Origin of the sequence: Cryobacterium sp. GrIS_2_6, from assembly GCF_035984545.1 — a bacterium.
GTDB lineage: Bacteria > Actinomycetota > Actinomycetes > Actinomycetales > Microbacteriaceae > Cryobacterium.
Genome location: NZ_JAXCHP010000001.1, coordinates 3,610,966 through 3,627,059, shown reverse-complemented (window position 1 = coordinate 3,627,059; position 16,094 = coordinate 3,610,966). Strand labels below are relative to the sequence as shown.

Genomic DNA, 16,094 nt, shown 5'->3' with positions numbered 1-16,094 from the left:
GGGTCGAAATGAAGACTCTCCGCGCCTCCGTCGCATCCTGGATCGAAGATGAAGACGACCTCGCAGCGGCATCCGCACAGCTGGGGCACGCCCTCCCGCTTGTCGAGGGTTCCAAGGTCACCCTCCGGTACTACATCGGGAGAAAGCGCCGGCGGGTGGTCGTTAATTCAGCCATTCTCAGCGACCTACTGGGCCCCAATGTGGCGAATGAAAGTGGCGACTGAAAATCCCACCAAAAAGAAAACCCCCGCAATCTCAATGATTACGGGGGTTTTTGCGTGCGCCCGAAGGGATTCGAACCCCCAACCTTCTGATCCGTAGTCAGATGCTCTATCCGTTGAGCTACGAGCGCATGTGCCAGGCGAAATCCTTCGCGAAGACAACTTAGAAACTATAACAGATTTCCCGGCCCCTCCCGTTCGAGGGCAGGTGGGAGAGACGCGGATGCCGCGCTCAGGCGAGTTACCCTGCCGCCGGCGCTGCGGCATCCGCCCCGCTCTTCGGGGTGCGGATGCCGAGCCACGACACGAGTGCGCCGGCGAACATGAGCGTGGCGGTGACCAGCAGGACCCGCTGAAACCCGGCGACGCCGAGCTGTTCGCCGGCGATCGTGCCGGCGAAGGCGATCATGATGAGTCCGGCGACGCGGGAGACGGCGTTGTTGATCGCCGAGCCGATTCCGGCCTGCTCGGGATGGATGGAGCCGAGCACGGCGCCGGTCAGGGGTGCCACCGTGATCGAGAGCCCGAGGCCCACGACGGCGATGCCGGGGATAACGGTGCGCCAGACATCCACCGGGGGAACGGCCAGGGTCAGGATCAGGAAGCCGATGCCCGCCACGATCGGGCCCAGGGTCATGAAGAGTCGCGGGCCGAACCGGCCGGCGAGCCCGCCGAACAATGTCGAGAAGAACAGCAACATCAGGGTCGCCGGGATGCCCGCGAGTCCCGCGCTCGTCGCCGAGAGGCCGCCGACCTGTTGCAGGTAGACGGCGAAGATGAAGAAACCGAGGCTCAGCGCGCCGTAGATGCCGACGGTCGCGAGGTTTCCTGCCCAGAAGTTGCGTGCCCGGAAAAGGCCGAGGGGCATCATCGGGTGCGGAGCTCGCGCCTCCCACCAGAGGAACGCGGCGAGGGAGAGCAGCCCGACGACGAGCGGCAGGTACACGATGGGACTGCCCCAGCCGAGCCGACCCTGCTCGATGAGCGCGAAAACGGGACCGCCGAGGCCGACGACGGCGAGGAAGGCCCCGGCGACGTCGATCCGGGCGGCCGGACCGGTGCGCGCCGGTTCCCGCACTCCGGCGAGCACGATGAGGGTCGCCACGATCGGGAGCACGTTGATCGCGAACACGAGCCGCCAGGTGCTCGTGTCGACGAGGACGCCGCCCAGGATGGGCCCGGCGATGCCCGCGATGCCGGTCCAGCCTGTCCAGGCGCCGATCGCCCGGCCCTGGGCCGGACCGGTGAACGTCGAGGTGATGAGCGCGAGGGAGCTCGGGACGAGAAGGGCAGCAGCAGCACCCTGCAGGATCCGCGCAACGACGAGGGCGGCGCCCCACGGTGCGACGGCGCACGCGAGCGACGTGATCCCGAACCAGATCAGGCCGACCCGAAGAACGCGCACCCGGCCGAAGCTATCCGAGAGCGAGCCGGCCACGAGGATCAGGGCACCGAGGGAGAGCAGATAGCCGTCGACGACCCACTGCTGAAGGGTGAGGCCGCCGCCGAGCTCGCGCGAGATCGCGGGGAGTGCGACGTTGATGATCGAACCGTCGAGGAACGCGACGAAGGAGGAGAGGACGGCGACGATCAGGATGCGGCGTTCGCGAGGAGTCACCCGGCAATCTAACCCCGGATCCCGGACGAAGTGAACCCGTGCCCCGGGGTAGCCGGTGCGCGGAGCGGGTGCAACACTGGCGCCATGACCCCGAGCCGCAATACCCAGGCCTCCTACGACTATTCCGGGCTGCGTGCCCTGTTCATCAATTGCACGCTCAAGCGCAGCCCCGAGCCCAGCAATACCCAGGCGATCATCGACCTCAGCATGAACCTGATGCACGAACAGGGCGTCTACGCCGAAACGATCCGGGCGATCGACCACGACATCGCGACCGGCGTCTATCCCGACATGACCAAGCACGGCTCGAAGACGGATGCCTGGCCGGCGCTCTTCGACAAGGTGCAGACGGCGGACATCCTCGTGATCGGCGGCCCGATCTGGCTCGGCGACAACAGTTCGGTGACGAAACGCGTGATCGAGCGGCTCTATGCGATGAGTGGAGAGTTCAACGACAAGGGCCAGTACGTCTATTACGGCAAGGTCAGCGGCGCCATCATCACCGGCAACGAGGATGGCGTCAAGCACTGCTCGTCGAACATCCTCTACAGCCTGCAGCACATCGGCTACTCGATCCCCCCGGCCGCGGACGCCGGCTGGATCGGCGAGATCGGGCCGGGTCCGAGCTACCTGGACGCCGGGTCCGGTGGCCCCCAGAACGACTTCACCAACCGCAACACGACCTTCATGACCTGGAACCTGATGCACCTCGCGGCGATCCTGAAGGCCAACGGCGGCTTCCCCGCCTACGGGAACCTCCGCCGGGACTGGGACGCCGGCGAGCGCTTCGGCTTCGAACCCAACCCCGAGTACCGCTGAACAGAACCCGGCACCCACCAGAACCACCAGAACCCAGACCCAGGCCCACCACCCACACGAAGGACCCAGACAACTCCAGAAGATTCCCACGAGGAGGAGCGCATGTCCACAGCAGTGACCCTCGACGATGAACCGCATCCAGGCCCCGGCCCCGGTTTGGGAGCCCCCCTTCGCTCCGTCTCGCTCCCCCGGGGCCGGCTCGACGTCCGCGTCAGCGGCGGGATTGTGCGCGGTGTGCACGAGGACGGGATCCTGGCCTGGCGCGGCATCCCGTATGCGGCGACGCCGGTCGGCGATGGGCGCTTCCGGGCGCCGCGTCCCGTGGAATCGTGGGCAGGCATCCGTGACGCCTCGAGGTTCGGGAAGATCGCCTCGCAACCGCACCGCGGGCAGTTTCGGGCGCACGGGCCGCGCAGCGCCTCCGGGGAAGACTGCCTGACGATCAATGTCATGCGCCCGGCCGCGGCGCACCCGCGCCGGCTCGGCCTGCCGGTGATGGTGTTCATCCACGGCGGAGGGTACAGCGTGGGGTCCTCCCAGGACTTCACCGGCCGCGGCGAGCGCTTCGTGCGCAGCGGCCGCGTCGTCTACGTGAGCTTCAACTACCGCCTGGGGGCGCTCGGCTACATCGACTTCACCAGATACTCGACGCCGGACCACCCCTTTGAGAGCAACCTCGGGTTGCGCGACCAGGTCGCTGCCCTGCGCTGGGTGCGGGACAACATCCGCGCCTTCGGCGGCAACCCGAACAACGTCACCGTGTTCGGGGAATCGGCGGGAGGGAACGCCGTCATCACGCTGATGGCGACGCCGGCGGCCGAGGGGCTCTTCGCGCGCGCAATCGCCCAGAGCTCGCCGTCCAACGCCGCGTTCTCGCGGGAACTCACGGATGCTTGGGCCGGGGAAGTCGTCGAGGAGTTGCGGACGCTCACGGAAGCCGACGCCGGAGCGGTCGGCCTGGCCCCGGACGAGCTGCTCGCCATGGCACCCGCCGACGTGATCTCCCAGGCTGTCGTCGCGGTGCAGACCCGGACCCCGGACTCGAACCCGGGCACCTTCTGCCTCGTGCCCGTCGTCGACGGCGACTTCCTGCCTGAACGGCCGGTCGATGCCTTCCGCGCGGGCCGCGAACACCGGGTCCCGCTCATCATCGGCTCCAACGAGCGGGAAGGCACCCTCTTCCGCGGCAGGGTGGACATCCTGCCGCATTCGGCTCCCCGGATCAGCGCCATCTTCGACCAGGCACCGGAGAGCTCGCACGAGGCGATGCGCGCGGTGTACGCGGGGTTATCACCACTGCGCGGCTCGGTCGATTTCGGCAGCGACTTCGTGTTCTGGTACCCGAGCCTGCAGCTCGGGGAGCTGCACTCCAGGGTCGCGCCGGTGTACGTCTACCGCTTCGACCTCGCGCCGCGCCTGATGCACATGCTCGGACTCGGCGCGACCCACGGAATCGAGCTTTTCGCCCTGTTCGACCAGACCGACCTGCCCGTCGCCCAGATCATGAGCGTGCTCGGCGGTCGGGAGCTCTTCATCAACGCGGGCGAGCGGATGCGCCGGAACTGGCTGCACTTCGCGCTCACCGGCCGTCCCGACGCCGACTGGCCCCGCTTCACCGAGGAGAACCGCCTGACCCTGATCATCGATGCGGAGGACCGCGTCGAGTCGGATCCCCGCGGGGACCGTCGGGCGGTGTGGCAGGAATTCCTGCCCGACTGGTGATCGCGGGTCCCCTCCCTCGGCCCTGAAACATGCGAAACCGGAACATTGTGCAGGTGCGGACCGCGGGAAACAGGGGTAGAACGGTGTCAATCACGATCGCTCACCGCTGAGGGACCGCGTTCGTCCTGTTCCGCCCTGTTGCCGACCCCGGTCGGCCCTCACGTGGGGAGTACCGATGACCGATAGCGCTTCGTCCCAAGCCGGCGAGAAACGTTCCGACCAGGTCGAGAGCAAGGGGCTGAAAGGCGGGGCGCTCGGCCTGCTGTCGAGCGTCGTCGTCGGAATGGCGTCAACGGCTCCCGCGTACAGCCTCGCCGCGAGCCTCGGCTTCATCGTGGCGAGCGGCGGAGCCCTTCTCGCCGGTGTCAAGGCGCCGGGTATCGTGCTGCTCGCCTTCATCCCGATGTACCTCATCGCGGTCGCATACCAGGAACTCAACAAGGCGGAGCCGGACTGCGGAACGACCTTCACGTGGGCCACCCGGGCATTCGGCCCGATCACCGGCTGGCTCGGCGGCTGGGGCATCATCGCCGCAGACGTCATCGTGATGGCCAACCTCGCACAGGTCGCCGGCTCGTACTCCTTCACCTTCCTGGGCGACCTCGGACTGACGGGTGTCGCCGACCTCGCGAACGACCAGTTCTGGTCGACGGTCGCCGGTGTGCTCTGGATCGTGATCATGACGTGGATCTGCTACCGCGGTATCGAACTCTCCGCCCGTATCCAGTACGTGCTCCTGGGCATCGAGGTTGTCGTTCTGATCATGTTCGCCGTCTTCGCGCTCATCCGCGTGTACACCGGGAGTGCGGAAAGCTACTCGCTGACCCCGACGCTTGACTGGTTCAACCCGTTCACGCTCGACTTCGGCAGCGTGATCGCCCCGGCCGTGCTGACCGCCGTGTTCATCTACTGGGGCTGGGACACGGCCGTCTCGGTCAATGAGGAGACGGCCGACCCGAGCAAGACCCCTGGCCGGGCCGCAATCATCAGCACCCTGCTCCTTCTCGGCACCTATGCCCTCGTGACCGTCGCGGCGGTCGCCTTCGCGGGCGTCGGCACCGAGGGGGTGGGACTCGGCAACGACGCGAACTCGGCGGACGTCTTCGCCGCGATCGGGCCGGCCCTGTTCGGTGACAGTACCCTCGGCAACCTCGCGATGCTCCTCCTCTCGGCGTCGATCCTCACCTCGGCCTCCGCGTCGACGCAGACCACGATCCTGCCCACCGCCCGCACGGCCCTGTCGATGGGTGTCTACCGCGCCCTGCCCGAACGCTTCGCGAAGATCCACCCGCGTTTCCTCACCCCGACCTGGGCCACCCTCGCCATGGGCGGCGTCTCGATCGGGTTCTACCTGCTCTTCACCCTGATCAGTGTCCAGCTGCTCGGGGCGCTGATCGGTTCCGTCGGCCTGATGATCGCCTTCTACTACGGGCTCACCGGTTTCGCGTGCGTCTGGTATTACCGCAGGACGATGTGGTCGTCGTTCCGGAACGTGATCATGCGCGGGCTGTTCCCACTGCTCGGCGGCCTGATGCTGACCGCGGCCTTCGTCTACGGGCTGCAGCAGTACGCCACGGTCGACTGGCTCACCGACGATAACGGGGACAACGTCACGATCTTCGGCATCGGCGCCGTCGCCGTCGTCGGAATCGGCGCACTGGTGCTCGGTGTGATCGTGATGCTGGTCTGGTGGGCGGTCAACCCGATTTTCTTCCGGGGCCGCACCCTGCCGCGCCAGTCCGACGACCTCGTGCTCGCCACAACCGAAGCGGAGTCGATTCCTCGGTTCGGACTGCCGGACTCCAAGCTGATGCCGACGATGATCGCGCCGGACCTGTCGAACCTTCCGCCCGGCCAGACCGCCGTCAACGCCGAGACCGGCGAGGAAGTCAGCACGCCAGGCGACCTCCCCCCTGCCGACGCGAAACGGCATCCGCGCGCCGAGGCCGACGACGAGTAGGGCAGCCGCTCGCAGGGCCGGCTTGTCCTCACCAGATACCTGATCAACGAGAGTTTCCACAGACCTGAGCCATGCTCAGAGAGTGTCGGTGGTTGGTCGTAACGTTGGGGCATGACCAACCTCCCGGAGTCGCCGGCTTCGCCCGATGAGCCGCACGGCGGTGCGTCTTCCAGCACGTCCCTCACCGCGCTGGTACCGGATACTGTGGCGGCGCTGGGTGGGTCGTCGGCGGATTACGACGCGCTCATTGACGAGCAGGTCCTCGCGGGGCAGGCATTGATCGCCGGGTCCCGGCGGGCGCTGGACACCTGCGCCGCGTGGATGGCGGCGACCCTGGCCCGGCGTTCCCGACCAGAGCTCGGCGGGAAGGGTCTGGCCGCCCGGCAGGGGTTCCGTTCTCCGGAAGACCTTCTGCAGGCCATTTCCGGGTCGAGCAAGGGCGACGCGGCCAAACTGCTCGCGGTCAGCCGGCTGCTCACGGAGGCCGACGCCGCCGAGAAGGCCGCCCGGGAAGCCGCCGACACTCAGAGGCTGCTCGACGAGACCCCGCCTCTCGACGGGCAAGACGGGCAGGACGGGCAGGCGGGGCCCGACGGGATCGGCGGGCAGCCACCCCTCGACGGCACGGCCCCAGACGTTGCGCCGGTGCCGGCGGCCGCAGTGCCGCCGTGGCATGCACCGATCGGCCGGGCGCTGGGAGAAGGCTGGCTGAGTGTCGAGAAGGCTGACTCACTCCGCAAAGGCCTCGGCGACCTGGACCGGGCGATCACTCCGGTTCTGGCGGCTCCACACGGGGCAGGTGCGTTTGGTCGGCCTGTTCGCCCCGGAAGACGGCGAACACCTGATGAGCACCTACGACGCCATCACCAGTCCTCGCCGGGGTGGGGACCGAGTCACCGTCTCCTCTTGTGTTTTACACGCTAGGCGGAACGGGTAACTTTGCGGGCTCGTTTCTCGCTGTCGTGTGTCGTTGTGACTTGCGCCGCGAGGGCGGGGTTGACCGGGCTGGTGAAGCTTTGGCCTATTCGGGCTTGAGGATGACTTTTGTCCACCCGTTGGTGCGTTCGTCGAAGTTTTTATAGGCGTCGGCGGCTTTGCTGAGGGGGATCTCGTGGGAAACGATCCAGGATGGCTTGGCCTTGCCCACGGCGATCAAGTCACGCAATTGCCGGTTGTATTTCTTCACCGGGCATTGGCCACTGCCAACATTTTGGCCCTTGAGCCACTGCAGGCCATAGTCGATGGCAAGCTTGCCCTGCTTGGCGTTCTCGTCGAAGCCGCCGGGATCTGCCGGCAGGAAGACACCAACAACGCCGATTCCTCCGGTGATGCGCACGGACTGGATGAGCTGATTCAGCGTCATCGCGGGGTCTTCGGCGCCCTGGGGATCGTGGGCTTGGTAACCCACGCATTCACATCCCCGGTCTGCGCCGATACCCTTGGTCTGGTCCAGCACGAACTGAACCGGGTCCGTCTTCGAGTCATCAATGGCGATCGCACCGATCTGCTCGGCAAGGGCCAGCCGGTCCGGGCGTCGGTCCACGACCCAGACTTTGCTTGCGCCCTTGATCGTGGCAGACAGGGCGGCCATCAGCCCGACTGGACCGGCCCCGTAGATCACGACGGTGTCACCGGGGATCACGCCGGCCATCTCGGTAGCGTGGTAGCCGGTAGGGAAGATGTCCGAGAGCATCACGTAGTCGTTTTGCTTGTCTATGGCATCTTCTCCCAAGCGCAAACAGTTGTTGTCGCCGTAGGGCACGCGCAGCATTTGGGCCTGCCCGCCGGGATACGGGCCCATTCCAGCGAAGCCGTAGGCCGCTCCCGCGCCAATCGGGTCTGGCTGAGTTGTCATGCAGTAATTAGTGAAACCGCGCTCACAGTTCTTACAGAACCCGCAAGAAATATTGAATGGCAGCACGACGAGTTCGCCGACCTTTACCTTGTCGACGCCGTTACCGACCTCGATGACCTCGCCCATGTTTTCGTGACCGAACGTGCGTCCAACCTCGAAATCGGTGCGTCCCTCATACATGTGTAGATCTGAACCGCAAATATTTGTGGCCGTGATGCGTACGAGAACGTCAGTGGGACGTTCGATCTTGGCATCGGGAACTTCTTCAACGTTGACCTCGTTGGGGCCTTTGTAAACGACTGCTTTCATTTCTTTTCACTCCCTGAATTTTTGACCGCGAAAAACGTAGGATCCGTCTTCACTTTCGGAGATGTTCTAAGGATGAATGTCCGAGCAGAGTCTCAGGCTGCGCAGAAAATGTGCATATCTCATGTTTATCACGATCGCACATGACGCGCCACTGCCCGCCTGGCACAAGATGGCGGGGTCCGGTTCGTGGACAAGGAGCAGGTGGCGTGGGCGAAGCGGGTCCAGGACGACCCGCGCACAACCGAGCAACTCACCGCGGACGCGTTCCTGGCCCTGACGAAACTCGGCGTGAAGGCCGACCCGAAACGCATCGCCGGCGGTCGCAGCCCCGCAGTCCGCATGGTCACCATCCGCACCAGGAACACCGCACCCACCAGCACAACGCCCGCCGGCACCACACCCACCGATGCCGCACCAGCCGAGGCTTCGTCACTCGCAGCCGACACTGCGGCGAATCCCGAAACCGAGGCGCACCCGCTCCAGCCGGGCGTGATCGAGGGGACCGCGGTCACGGTCTCCCCCCGAAACCCTCGAACGCACCCTCTGCGACACCGGGATCCTCGACGTCACCTTCGACGACCACGGCAGCGGTATCGACCTTGGCCGCGAACAACGCACCTTCAGCCCCGCCCAACGCACGGCCCTCGCCATTCGCGACGGCGGCTGCATGTGGCCCGGTTGCGACCGACCACCCTCCTGGACCGAAACCCACCACATCCAACACTGGAAGGACGACACCGGGCAGACCAACCTCGACGACGGCATCCTGCTCTGCCGGGCCGACCACCTCAGGCTCCACAACGAACACTGGCGCATCACCCGCGACCCAAACGGCCGATACTGGCTGACCCCGCCACCCGGACTCGACCCCGAGCAGAAACCCATCCTGCTCACCAGCAAGAACACGATCCTCCGCGACGATGACCGGGCCTGATCCCGATGAGGCTCGCGTCAGGTCGCGATGCTCGCACCAGAAATGGCGCAGCGCAGGTGCTTCATGACGGGGAACAAGCCGGCCTGCAAACGCACACGGGGAACAGGCCGGCCCGCGACTCACCGGGTCATTCGTTGACGAGGACCGGGACCCCGATCGACACGGCCACGGCCCGGCCGGAGACATCCCCGGGTACCGCGATTGTGAATTCCTGACGTTCTATCGGCGGCTCGATGTGGGTGGTGTCCTCGCTCAGGTGGTGGACGAAACGACCATTGCCGACCAGGACACCATCGGCGTCGTAGAACCCGGCCAGCACCTCGAGGTCGAGCACGTCGCTCACGTCGCTCGTCACGCGTACGGCACCCCATACCGCACCCCCGTCGAAGGTGAGGTCCTCAAGCACGAACCGGTCGTCGAAGGGACCGGCGGCCGCAACGATCGTCCCCGGGCTCGGATGCACCAGGTTCAGGCTCTCAAGCTCAGGGTTCCCGGTCGACGGTGTCAGTCCTGCAAAGGTCGACTGAGGAGTGAACTGCGTCGCGGGCCCCGCCGTCGAGGCGGCCGTTCGCGCATCCCCGTGGGCGCCGGTCGCCGCCGCATACACGGCAACGCCGACGACAGCACAGATGGCGAAGACACTCAGCGCCGCGGCGATTCCGGATCTGGTCTTCATGCGAGGTCCGACTACACCACTCGGAGCGCGCGCCCGACTATCCCGAAGAGCGCCGTGTTATCGATCGTGCCCTGGAGCTGATCCGACCCGGGCCCCGTGGCGAACACCGGGACATCCGCCCCGGTGTGATTGCCGGAGAGATAGGTCAACCAGAGTCCGGCGTCCGGGGAGCCGTCGACGACACCCGCCGCATCCGTCGGGGTCCGGAAGGTCGCCGGCCCGAAGTTCTTCGGGTCTGCGGCGCCGGCACCGTTCACGATGCCCGTTGAACGGGCGGCATCCTTGGAATTGGAGGGCCGGGTCGGGGCGGAGTTGTTCGCGGAGTTCCCGCTGTCGACGTTGGCCGGCGGAGTCCCGGCCTCGGCGTTCGTGAAGGTGCCTTTCTCGATGATGTTGAATCCGGCGCACTCGTGGTCCGCGGTCACGATGACGAGGGTGTTTCCATCTCGCTGGGCAAAGTCCTTGACGATGGCGACCGCGTCATCAAATGCCTTCATTTCGCCGAGGGTCTGGGCCGCGTCGTTGGCGTGTGAGCGCTTGTCGATCAGGGCGCCTTCAATCTGAAGGTAGAACCCCTGGCCTCCCTTTCCGCTCCGGTCGTTCTTGTCCGCGTTGTTCTTGCCCTTCTGCAGCAAGTCGATGGCCTTGCTCGTCATCTCCGACAGGGTCGGTTCCTGCGCCTGGACCGAAGACGGGTTGTCCTGCTTGGTCTTCTCAACGGTCAGGTTGCCCTTGTTGAAGAGTCCGAAGACCTTGGCACCGGAGGCGGCGGCCAAGTCGGCTTTCGTGGCGATCGACTGGCCGGTGATGGAGCCGAGGACCGAGTAGCCCTGCCCCTTGAGCGCCGTCTCGTCAGCGGCATCGAAACGGCTGAGCCCGCCACCCAGGATGACGTCGGCCGTGCCGTTGCGGGCAATCTGGTCGGCGATGGGGGTGACCCGCAGGTCGCTCGTCGGGAGGAATTCCCCCGTGATGGACAGGTCCTGGCAGGCCGCATCGGAGTACACCGGGCCCTGGCATCCCCTGGCAAGGGCGTGGCTCATCTGGCCGGCGGGAGTGGCATCCGTGATCTCAGCGGTCGAGACGTTGCCGGTGCGGTAGCCGGCCTTCTTGGCCAGTTCCATCATCGTGGGGACGACCGCACCCTTGGCGTCGACGCCGAGGGCCGCGTTGTAGGTCTTGACACCGGACGACCATGCCGTTGCCGCCGAGGCCGAATCGGTCACGGGATTAGGCTTGAAGTCGGCGGCACCCAGCTGGCCGGAGAGCTTCTCGACGGCGTACGTACTAACAAAGCCCTGGGCAGGCAGGGTTTCCATGGCGAGCTTTCCAGCAGCGCCGTAGTAGCGTTCGCGGGCGGCGGTGACGTGGGTACGACCCATGCCATCACCCAGGAGGTAGATGACGTTGGTGGCGCGGGCCCTGTCGTTTCCGTCATCGGCCGAGGCCGTCAACGCGGCACCGCCGAATCCGGTGAGGATGACGCTCGCGACCAGAGTGGTCACAAGGGTGGTCGAGGTGAAAACGGTCTGTCTCTTCATGAGGATTCTCCCAAAACTGTGCGATGGAGCACTCGGAGTGGCAGCTCATGTTGCCACTGCTCACACGGTATGGCGTGCCGGTAACAGTGACGGGTACCCCCGGTGAACAGACTCCGACCGTTGCCCGGTTGACGGTTGCCGGCCCGGCGCTGTCAGGAGCCCGGCCGAGTGCTGCTCGGCCGAGTGCCGCTCGGCGAGCAGGGTCACCTCGCGTCGAGGGTGGCCGCGAGGTGGGGCGCGAGTACCGCCGTCACCTCGGCGATGGCCGCCTCCAGCCTGGCAGGCGCCTTGGTCTCGGCGCCCATCTCGTCGAGGTAGCCGAACAACTCGGGATCGAGTACCGGTGCTTTCTCGGCCACCGGCGTCGTGGGGAGGTCTGCCGCGAGGTCCGGCTCCGGACTCGGCACTGGAGCAAGGACTGGCACTGGCACTGGCACTGGCACCCTACTGGTGAGGGTACGGGCCTCCGCGAGTTCCTCGAACCGGAACGGTTTGCTGAGGTACTGGTCCATGCCCGCGTCGGCACAGGCCCGGCGTGCTTCCGCCGTAACACTCACCGTCAGGGCGATGATCATGGGTTGGCGGACACCGTCGCCCAGTACCCGGATCAACCGGTGAAGCGTCACCAGGGTGATGTACTGTAACGACGCCACCCTCCGAGACTGCCCACCGAGAGAAGAGCCCGATGAGCGACGCAGACGACGCCGGTCACCGCAGGGCCGGAAGGCCGCTTGAGACCGTTCTGACGAAACCGCGCATCACCGCTGCTGCCCTCCGGCTGATCGGGTCGGCCGGCTACGAAAGTTTCACGATGTCCGGCCTTGCCAGGAGTCTGGGAGTGGCTCCCTCCGCGCTGTACAACCACGCGGCATCGAAGCACGTCGTGCTGCAGTGGTTGCAGGACCACGTGATGACGATGGTCGATGTGGCCGGCTTCGGCTCGGATCCGTGGGACACGGCCCTGCGCCGCTGGGCCTGGTCGTACCGGGACATCTTCGCAACGCACGTTCCGTTGATCTCGATTGTGGCGGTGCTCCCGGTCACGGGCGCCCCGCAGACCCTGCGCATGTACGAGACCGTCGCGGCGGGACTGTCCTCCGCCGGGGTGCCTTCGGCACAGATCGTGCCCTCGATCGTCGCACTCGAGTCGTTCATCTTCGGCGCGGCTTTCGACGTGACGGCTCCGGCCGACATCTTCGAGACCGGTGCGCTCGCCGAATCGAGCCCGATCTTCAGCGCCGCGGTGCGGCACGGGCAGCAGAACGCGGGCAGGGCGCGAGCGGATATCGCGTTCGAGTTCGGACTCGAGGCCCTCGTCGACCGGATCGGCGGCCTGCGCCGACCCTGACCGAGGCGCCGCCGAGTTGCAGGCGCAGCCAGAACTCGGTGAGGCTCGTCACGTCCGCCGTCCCGCCCGCGATCTTCACAGTCCTGGTGTGCAGCGTGCGCAGCAGGGCGCCCGTCGCGAGGTCGGGCAGGAGGCCGGCGGTCGGCACCGAGATCGCCGCCGCGGAGGCCGGCAGGTCACCGGGCGCGGATCCCGTGACGCGCACCGAGAGGGCCGTGCCGAGGTCGGCCGCGACCGGCGTATAGGTGGCGGATGTCGCGCCGGGGATGTCCGCGCCGTCACGCAGCCGCTGGTAGGCGAAGGCTGGTGGCCGGCGACCCGGCGCCGGGGACCGCGGTCAGGGCGCTGCCTAAGGAGGCGGAACCGGTCACGGTCGGGGTGGCAGGCACGAGGATTCCCGGGGCGCCGACGCTGTCCTAGAGGGCGTAGTCGTCGGTCACGAGGGTCCCGTTGAGGATCAGGTTGAGGCCGAAGCTCAGTCCGGTCGTTACCGTGCTGAAGGCCGCGGTGTTCGTACCGAAACCGTCGATGGCCCAGCACTGCGGGAGGCCATTGGTTCCCGCTGTCTCGAGCCTCGGATGACCACCCCATTCACGCCGGGACCGGGGGCCGCTGTCGAGGTCGTCGTGACGGGAACAACCGGTTTGACGGCGCCGCCGATGACGTCTCCGACGGTCTTGACCGTGGTGTTGTTGGAGGCGGCACGCGTGGAGAGCCGGGCGACGAACTGGGCGAAAACCGCCGGGTCGACGGAGAGCGCGTCGCAGCTGCCGGCGCAGAGGTGGCGGACGGTGAGCTGCACCCAGCCCCCGCCCGCCGTATCGGCGTTCGTGACGGTGTTCTCGAGGTCTGCGAGGGTCCAGGTCGTGTCGACCTCGTCTGGGGCGCGGGTGAGGCACGGGTCGGTGGGGGGAATGGTTTCGTCGAATCCGCAGCCCGTGCAGCCGAACCGGGTGTCGATGTCGCCGAGCCCGCTCGCGCTGTTGAACCCGCAGGCCTGGGCGATCGCCTCGGTCGCGGCATCCACGGTTACGAAGGGGTAGGCGAAACTTCGCGTCGCGAGGCCCCAGGCGGCGACGAGGACCGCGATGAGCCTGAGCGAGCCTGCAGGGGCCAGCGAGAATCCGGTCAGGGGAGGTGCTCCTCGTGAATCGTGACTGATCCTGTAATCCCAGCACCCGCGTCGAGCGTGCTGAGCGTGCTGAGCGTGCTGAGCGAATCATCCCCGATCAAGCAGTGCGCCGGAAAAAGGCGGTTTACCTGCGAATTACCACGCAAGTTTGCGCTTAACCACACGCGCCGCTCCGGCGCATGCCGGTGAATCTGCGGTAAGTGCTTGCAATCCGCCTGACTCCCCCCCAGAATAAACGAACTCGATTCATTTAGTCCATCGGATACACCGCAGTACCCGAATGGGCCGTTCGCGCGTCGATGCGCCCGGCCCCAGGAAAGGGACCACACATGACCCAGCAGTCCACCCGAGGATCGGCGCCGACCTCATCGCAGCCGTTCACCGACATCCACCTCGTGCACAGCTCAACGCTGCACGACGCGGCGGGGAGCAAGCACGGCATCACGAAGAAGGGCCTCAAAGGCGGGCAGCTCGGCTTGCTCGCCGTCGTCGTGCTCGGCATCTCCTCCGTCGCCCCGGCGTACAGCCTCACAAGCTCGCTCGGCGCGACCGTGGCCGAGGTCGGCAAGCAGCTGCCGGCCGTGTTCATCCTGGCGTTCATCCCGATGATCCTCGTCGCCCTCGCTTACCGGGAGCTCAATGCCGACTCCCCCGACAGCGGAACCTCCTTCACCTGGACCACCAAGGCGTTCGGTCCCTTCGTCGGCTGGATGAGCGGCTGGGGCATGCTCGCGGCCAACATCATCGTGCTCTCGAGCCTCGCCGGCGTGGCCGTCAGCTTCTTCTACGTCTTTCTCGGCGAGGTCTTCGCCAACCCGGATCTCGCCTCGCTCGCGGACAACACCGGCATCAACATCGCAACCTGTCTCGTCTTCGTGGCCCTCGCCGTCTGGGTGAGCTACCGCGGGCTGCACGCCACCAAGCTCGTGCAGTACAGCATGGTCGGCTTCCAGATCGTCGTCCTTCTCATCTTCAGCGTCTCGGCCATCGTCAACGCGACGAACGGTGCGTCCACCACCGCGCTTGCCTTCGACTGGACCTGGTTCGACCCCACCCGGGTCGACAATTTCAGCCAGCTGGCCGCCGGCATCTCCCTCGCGATCTTCGTCTACTGGGGCTGGGACGTCTGCCTCACCGTGAACGAGGAGACCAAGGGAACGAAGGGAACCGCGGGCAAGGCGGGTACCCTGACCGCCCTCGTCGTGCTCGGCCTCTACCTCGTGCTGATCGTGGCCACCATGATGGTGTCCGGTGTCGGCGCCGAGGGAATCGGCCTGAGCAACCCGGACAACCAGGGCAACATCTTCGCCGCGATCGCCGGACCCGTGATGGGCCCGGTCGCGATCCTGATGTCGATGGCCGTGCTGGCCAGTTCCGCCTCCTCGCTGCAGTCGACGATGGCCTCCCCTGCCCGCACCCTGCTGTCGATGGCGCACTATCACGCCCTCCCGCCGCACTTCGCCAGGGTCAGCAAGCGCTTCGGCTCGCCCGGCTTCGCGACGATCGCGGCCGGGTCCATCGCGGCCGGGTTCTACGCCGTCATGACGATCATCAGCGTCAACGTCCTGAACGACACCATCCAGTCGCTCGGGCTGATGATCTGCTTCTACTACGCACTCACCTCCTTCGCCTGCGTCTGGTATTTCCGCCAGAGCCTGTTCTCGAGCGTGCGCAACTTCTTCATGCGGCTCCTGGTGCCGGCGGCGGGTGGACTGATCCTCACCGTCGTGTTCGTGCAGACCGCCGTGAGCGCCTGGAGCCCCGACTTCGGCAGCGGTTCGGAGCTCTTCGGGATCGGACTGGTCTTCGTGATCGGCGTCGGCCTGCTCGTGCTCGGACTCGCCGTCATGGGCCTCACCTTCCTGGCCAGGCCGAGTTTCTTCCGCGGCGAGACACTGCGCCAGGACACCCCTGCACTGGTCGTGCCCGAATAGCAGGCGCGCCGGGTAGCCTCGGGGC

Annotated in this window: 15 protein-coding genes and 1 tRNA gene; 9 read left to right on the top strand and 7 right to left on the bottom strand. The window is 66.5% G+C overall.

Features of this window, described 5'->3' with window-relative positions; all coding sequences use genetic code 11:
• Positions 1–8 precede the first annotated feature (8 nt).
• Positions 9–224 (top strand): hypothetical protein, encoded by a 216-nt coding sequence (locus tag RCH22_RS17555; protein ID WP_327014936.1) that lies wholly within the window; start codon positions 9–11, stop codon positions 222–224.
• A gap of 55 nt (positions 225–279) precedes the next feature.
• On the opposite strand, the gene RCH22_RS17550 is transcribed toward RCH22_RS17555, so the two are convergent.
• Positions 280–352, bottom strand: a tRNA-Arg gene (locus tag RCH22_RS17550).
• A gap of 110 nt (positions 353–462) precedes the next feature.
• Entirely contained in the window at positions 463–1,839 is a 1,377-nt protein-coding gene (locus RCH22_RS17545) for an MFS transporter (protein ID WP_327014935.1), read from the bottom strand.
• Positions 1,840–1,923: 84 nt separating this feature from the next.
• On the opposite strand from RCH22_RS17545, the gene RCH22_RS17540 reads away from it, so the two are divergent.
• The 4 genes from RCH22_RS17540 (at position 1,924) to RCH22_RS17525 (ending at position 7,264) form a co-directional block, all read left to right on the top strand.
• Positions 1,924–2,658, top strand: coding sequence for an NAD(P)H-dependent oxidoreductase (locus RCH22_RS17540; RefSeq protein ID WP_327014934.1), 735 nt, complete (start codon positions 1,924–1,926; stop codon positions 2,656–2,658).
• Positions 2,659–2,760: 102 nt separating this feature from the next.
• Positions 2,761–4,380 (top strand): carboxylesterase/lipase family protein, encoded by a 1,620-nt coding sequence (locus tag RCH22_RS17535; protein WP_327014933.1) that lies wholly within the window; start codon positions 2,761–2,763, stop codon positions 4,378–4,380.
• Positions 4,381–4,555: 175 nt separating this feature from the next.
• Positions 4,556–6,340 carry an APC family permease gene (locus tag RCH22_RS17530; protein WP_327014932.1) on the top strand — a complete coding sequence of 595 codons (1,785 nt, stop codon included), beginning with the start codon at positions 4,556–4,558 and terminating at the stop codon, positions 6,338–6,340.
• Positions 6,341–6,451: 111 nt separating this feature from the next.
• Positions 6,452–7,264 (top strand): hypothetical protein, encoded by an 813-nt coding sequence (locus RCH22_RS17525; RefSeq protein ID WP_327014931.1) that lies wholly within the window; start codon positions 6,452–6,454, stop codon positions 7,262–7,264.
• Between the two features lie 97 nt (positions 7,265–7,361).
• Here the strand turns inward: RCH22_RS17525 and RCH22_RS17520 are convergent, their stop codons facing one another.
• Positions 7,362–8,504, bottom strand: coding sequence for a glutathione-independent formaldehyde dehydrogenase (locus RCH22_RS17520; RefSeq protein WP_327014930.1), 1,143 nt, complete (start codon positions 8,502–8,504; stop codon positions 7,362–7,364).
• Positions 8,505–9,171: 667 nt separating this feature from the next.
• Here RCH22_RS17520 and RCH22_RS17515 point away from each other — a divergent pair.
• Complete coding sequence (locus tag RCH22_RS17515; protein ID WP_327014929.1) at positions 9,172–9,438, top strand: HNH endonuclease signature motif containing protein; 267 nt, start codon at positions 9,172–9,174, stop codon at positions 9,436–9,438.
• Positions 9,439–9,565: 127 nt separating this feature from the next.
• Here RCH22_RS17515 and RCH22_RS17510 read toward each other — a convergent pair whose 3' ends face one another.
• The 3 genes from RCH22_RS17510 to RCH22_RS17500 form a co-directional block, all read right to left on the bottom strand.
• Positions 9,566–10,114, bottom strand: coding sequence for a hypothetical protein (locus RCH22_RS17510; RefSeq protein WP_327014928.1), 549 nt, complete (start codon positions 10,112–10,114; stop codon positions 9,566–9,568).
• An 11-nt stretch (positions 10,115–10,125) separates the two neighbouring features.
• Entirely contained in the window at positions 10,126–11,655 is a 1,530-nt protein-coding gene (locus RCH22_RS17505) for an alkaline phosphatase (protein ID WP_327014927.1), read from the bottom strand.
• Between the two features lie 203 nt (positions 11,656–11,858).
• Positions 11,859–12,308, bottom strand: a complete 450-nt coding sequence (locus RCH22_RS17500; protein WP_327014926.1) for a hypothetical protein — start codon at positions 12,306–12,308, stop codon at positions 11,859–11,861.
• 32 nt (positions 12,309–12,340) lie between these two features.
• On the opposite strand from RCH22_RS17500, the gene RCH22_RS17495 reads away from it, so the two are divergent.
• Together RCH22_RS17495 and RCH22_RS17490 are read left to right on the top strand one after the other, a co-directional pair.
• On the top strand, positions 12,341–13,003 hold the full coding sequence (locus tag RCH22_RS17495) for a TetR/AcrR family transcriptional regulator (protein ID WP_327014925.1): 663 nt from the start codon (positions 12,341–12,343) through the stop codon (positions 13,001–13,003).
• Between the two features lie 38 nt (positions 13,004–13,041).
• Positions 13,042–13,248, top strand: a complete 207-nt coding sequence (locus RCH22_RS17490) for a hypothetical protein (protein WP_327014924.1) — start codon at positions 13,042–13,044, stop codon at positions 13,246–13,248.
• Positions 13,249–13,490: 242 nt separating this feature from the next.
• On the opposite strand, the gene RCH22_RS17485 is transcribed toward RCH22_RS17490, so the two are convergent.
• Entirely contained in the window at positions 13,491–14,030 is a 540-nt protein-coding gene (locus RCH22_RS17485; protein ID WP_327014923.1) for a hypothetical protein, read from the bottom strand.
• A gap of 434 nt (positions 14,031–14,464) precedes the next feature.
• On the opposite strand from RCH22_RS17485, the gene RCH22_RS17480 reads away from it, so the two are divergent.
• Positions 14,465–16,069, top strand: a complete 1,605-nt coding sequence (locus RCH22_RS17480) for an APC family permease (protein WP_327014922.1) — start codon at positions 14,465–14,467, stop codon at positions 16,067–16,069.
• Positions 16,070–16,094: the final 25 nt, after the last annotated feature.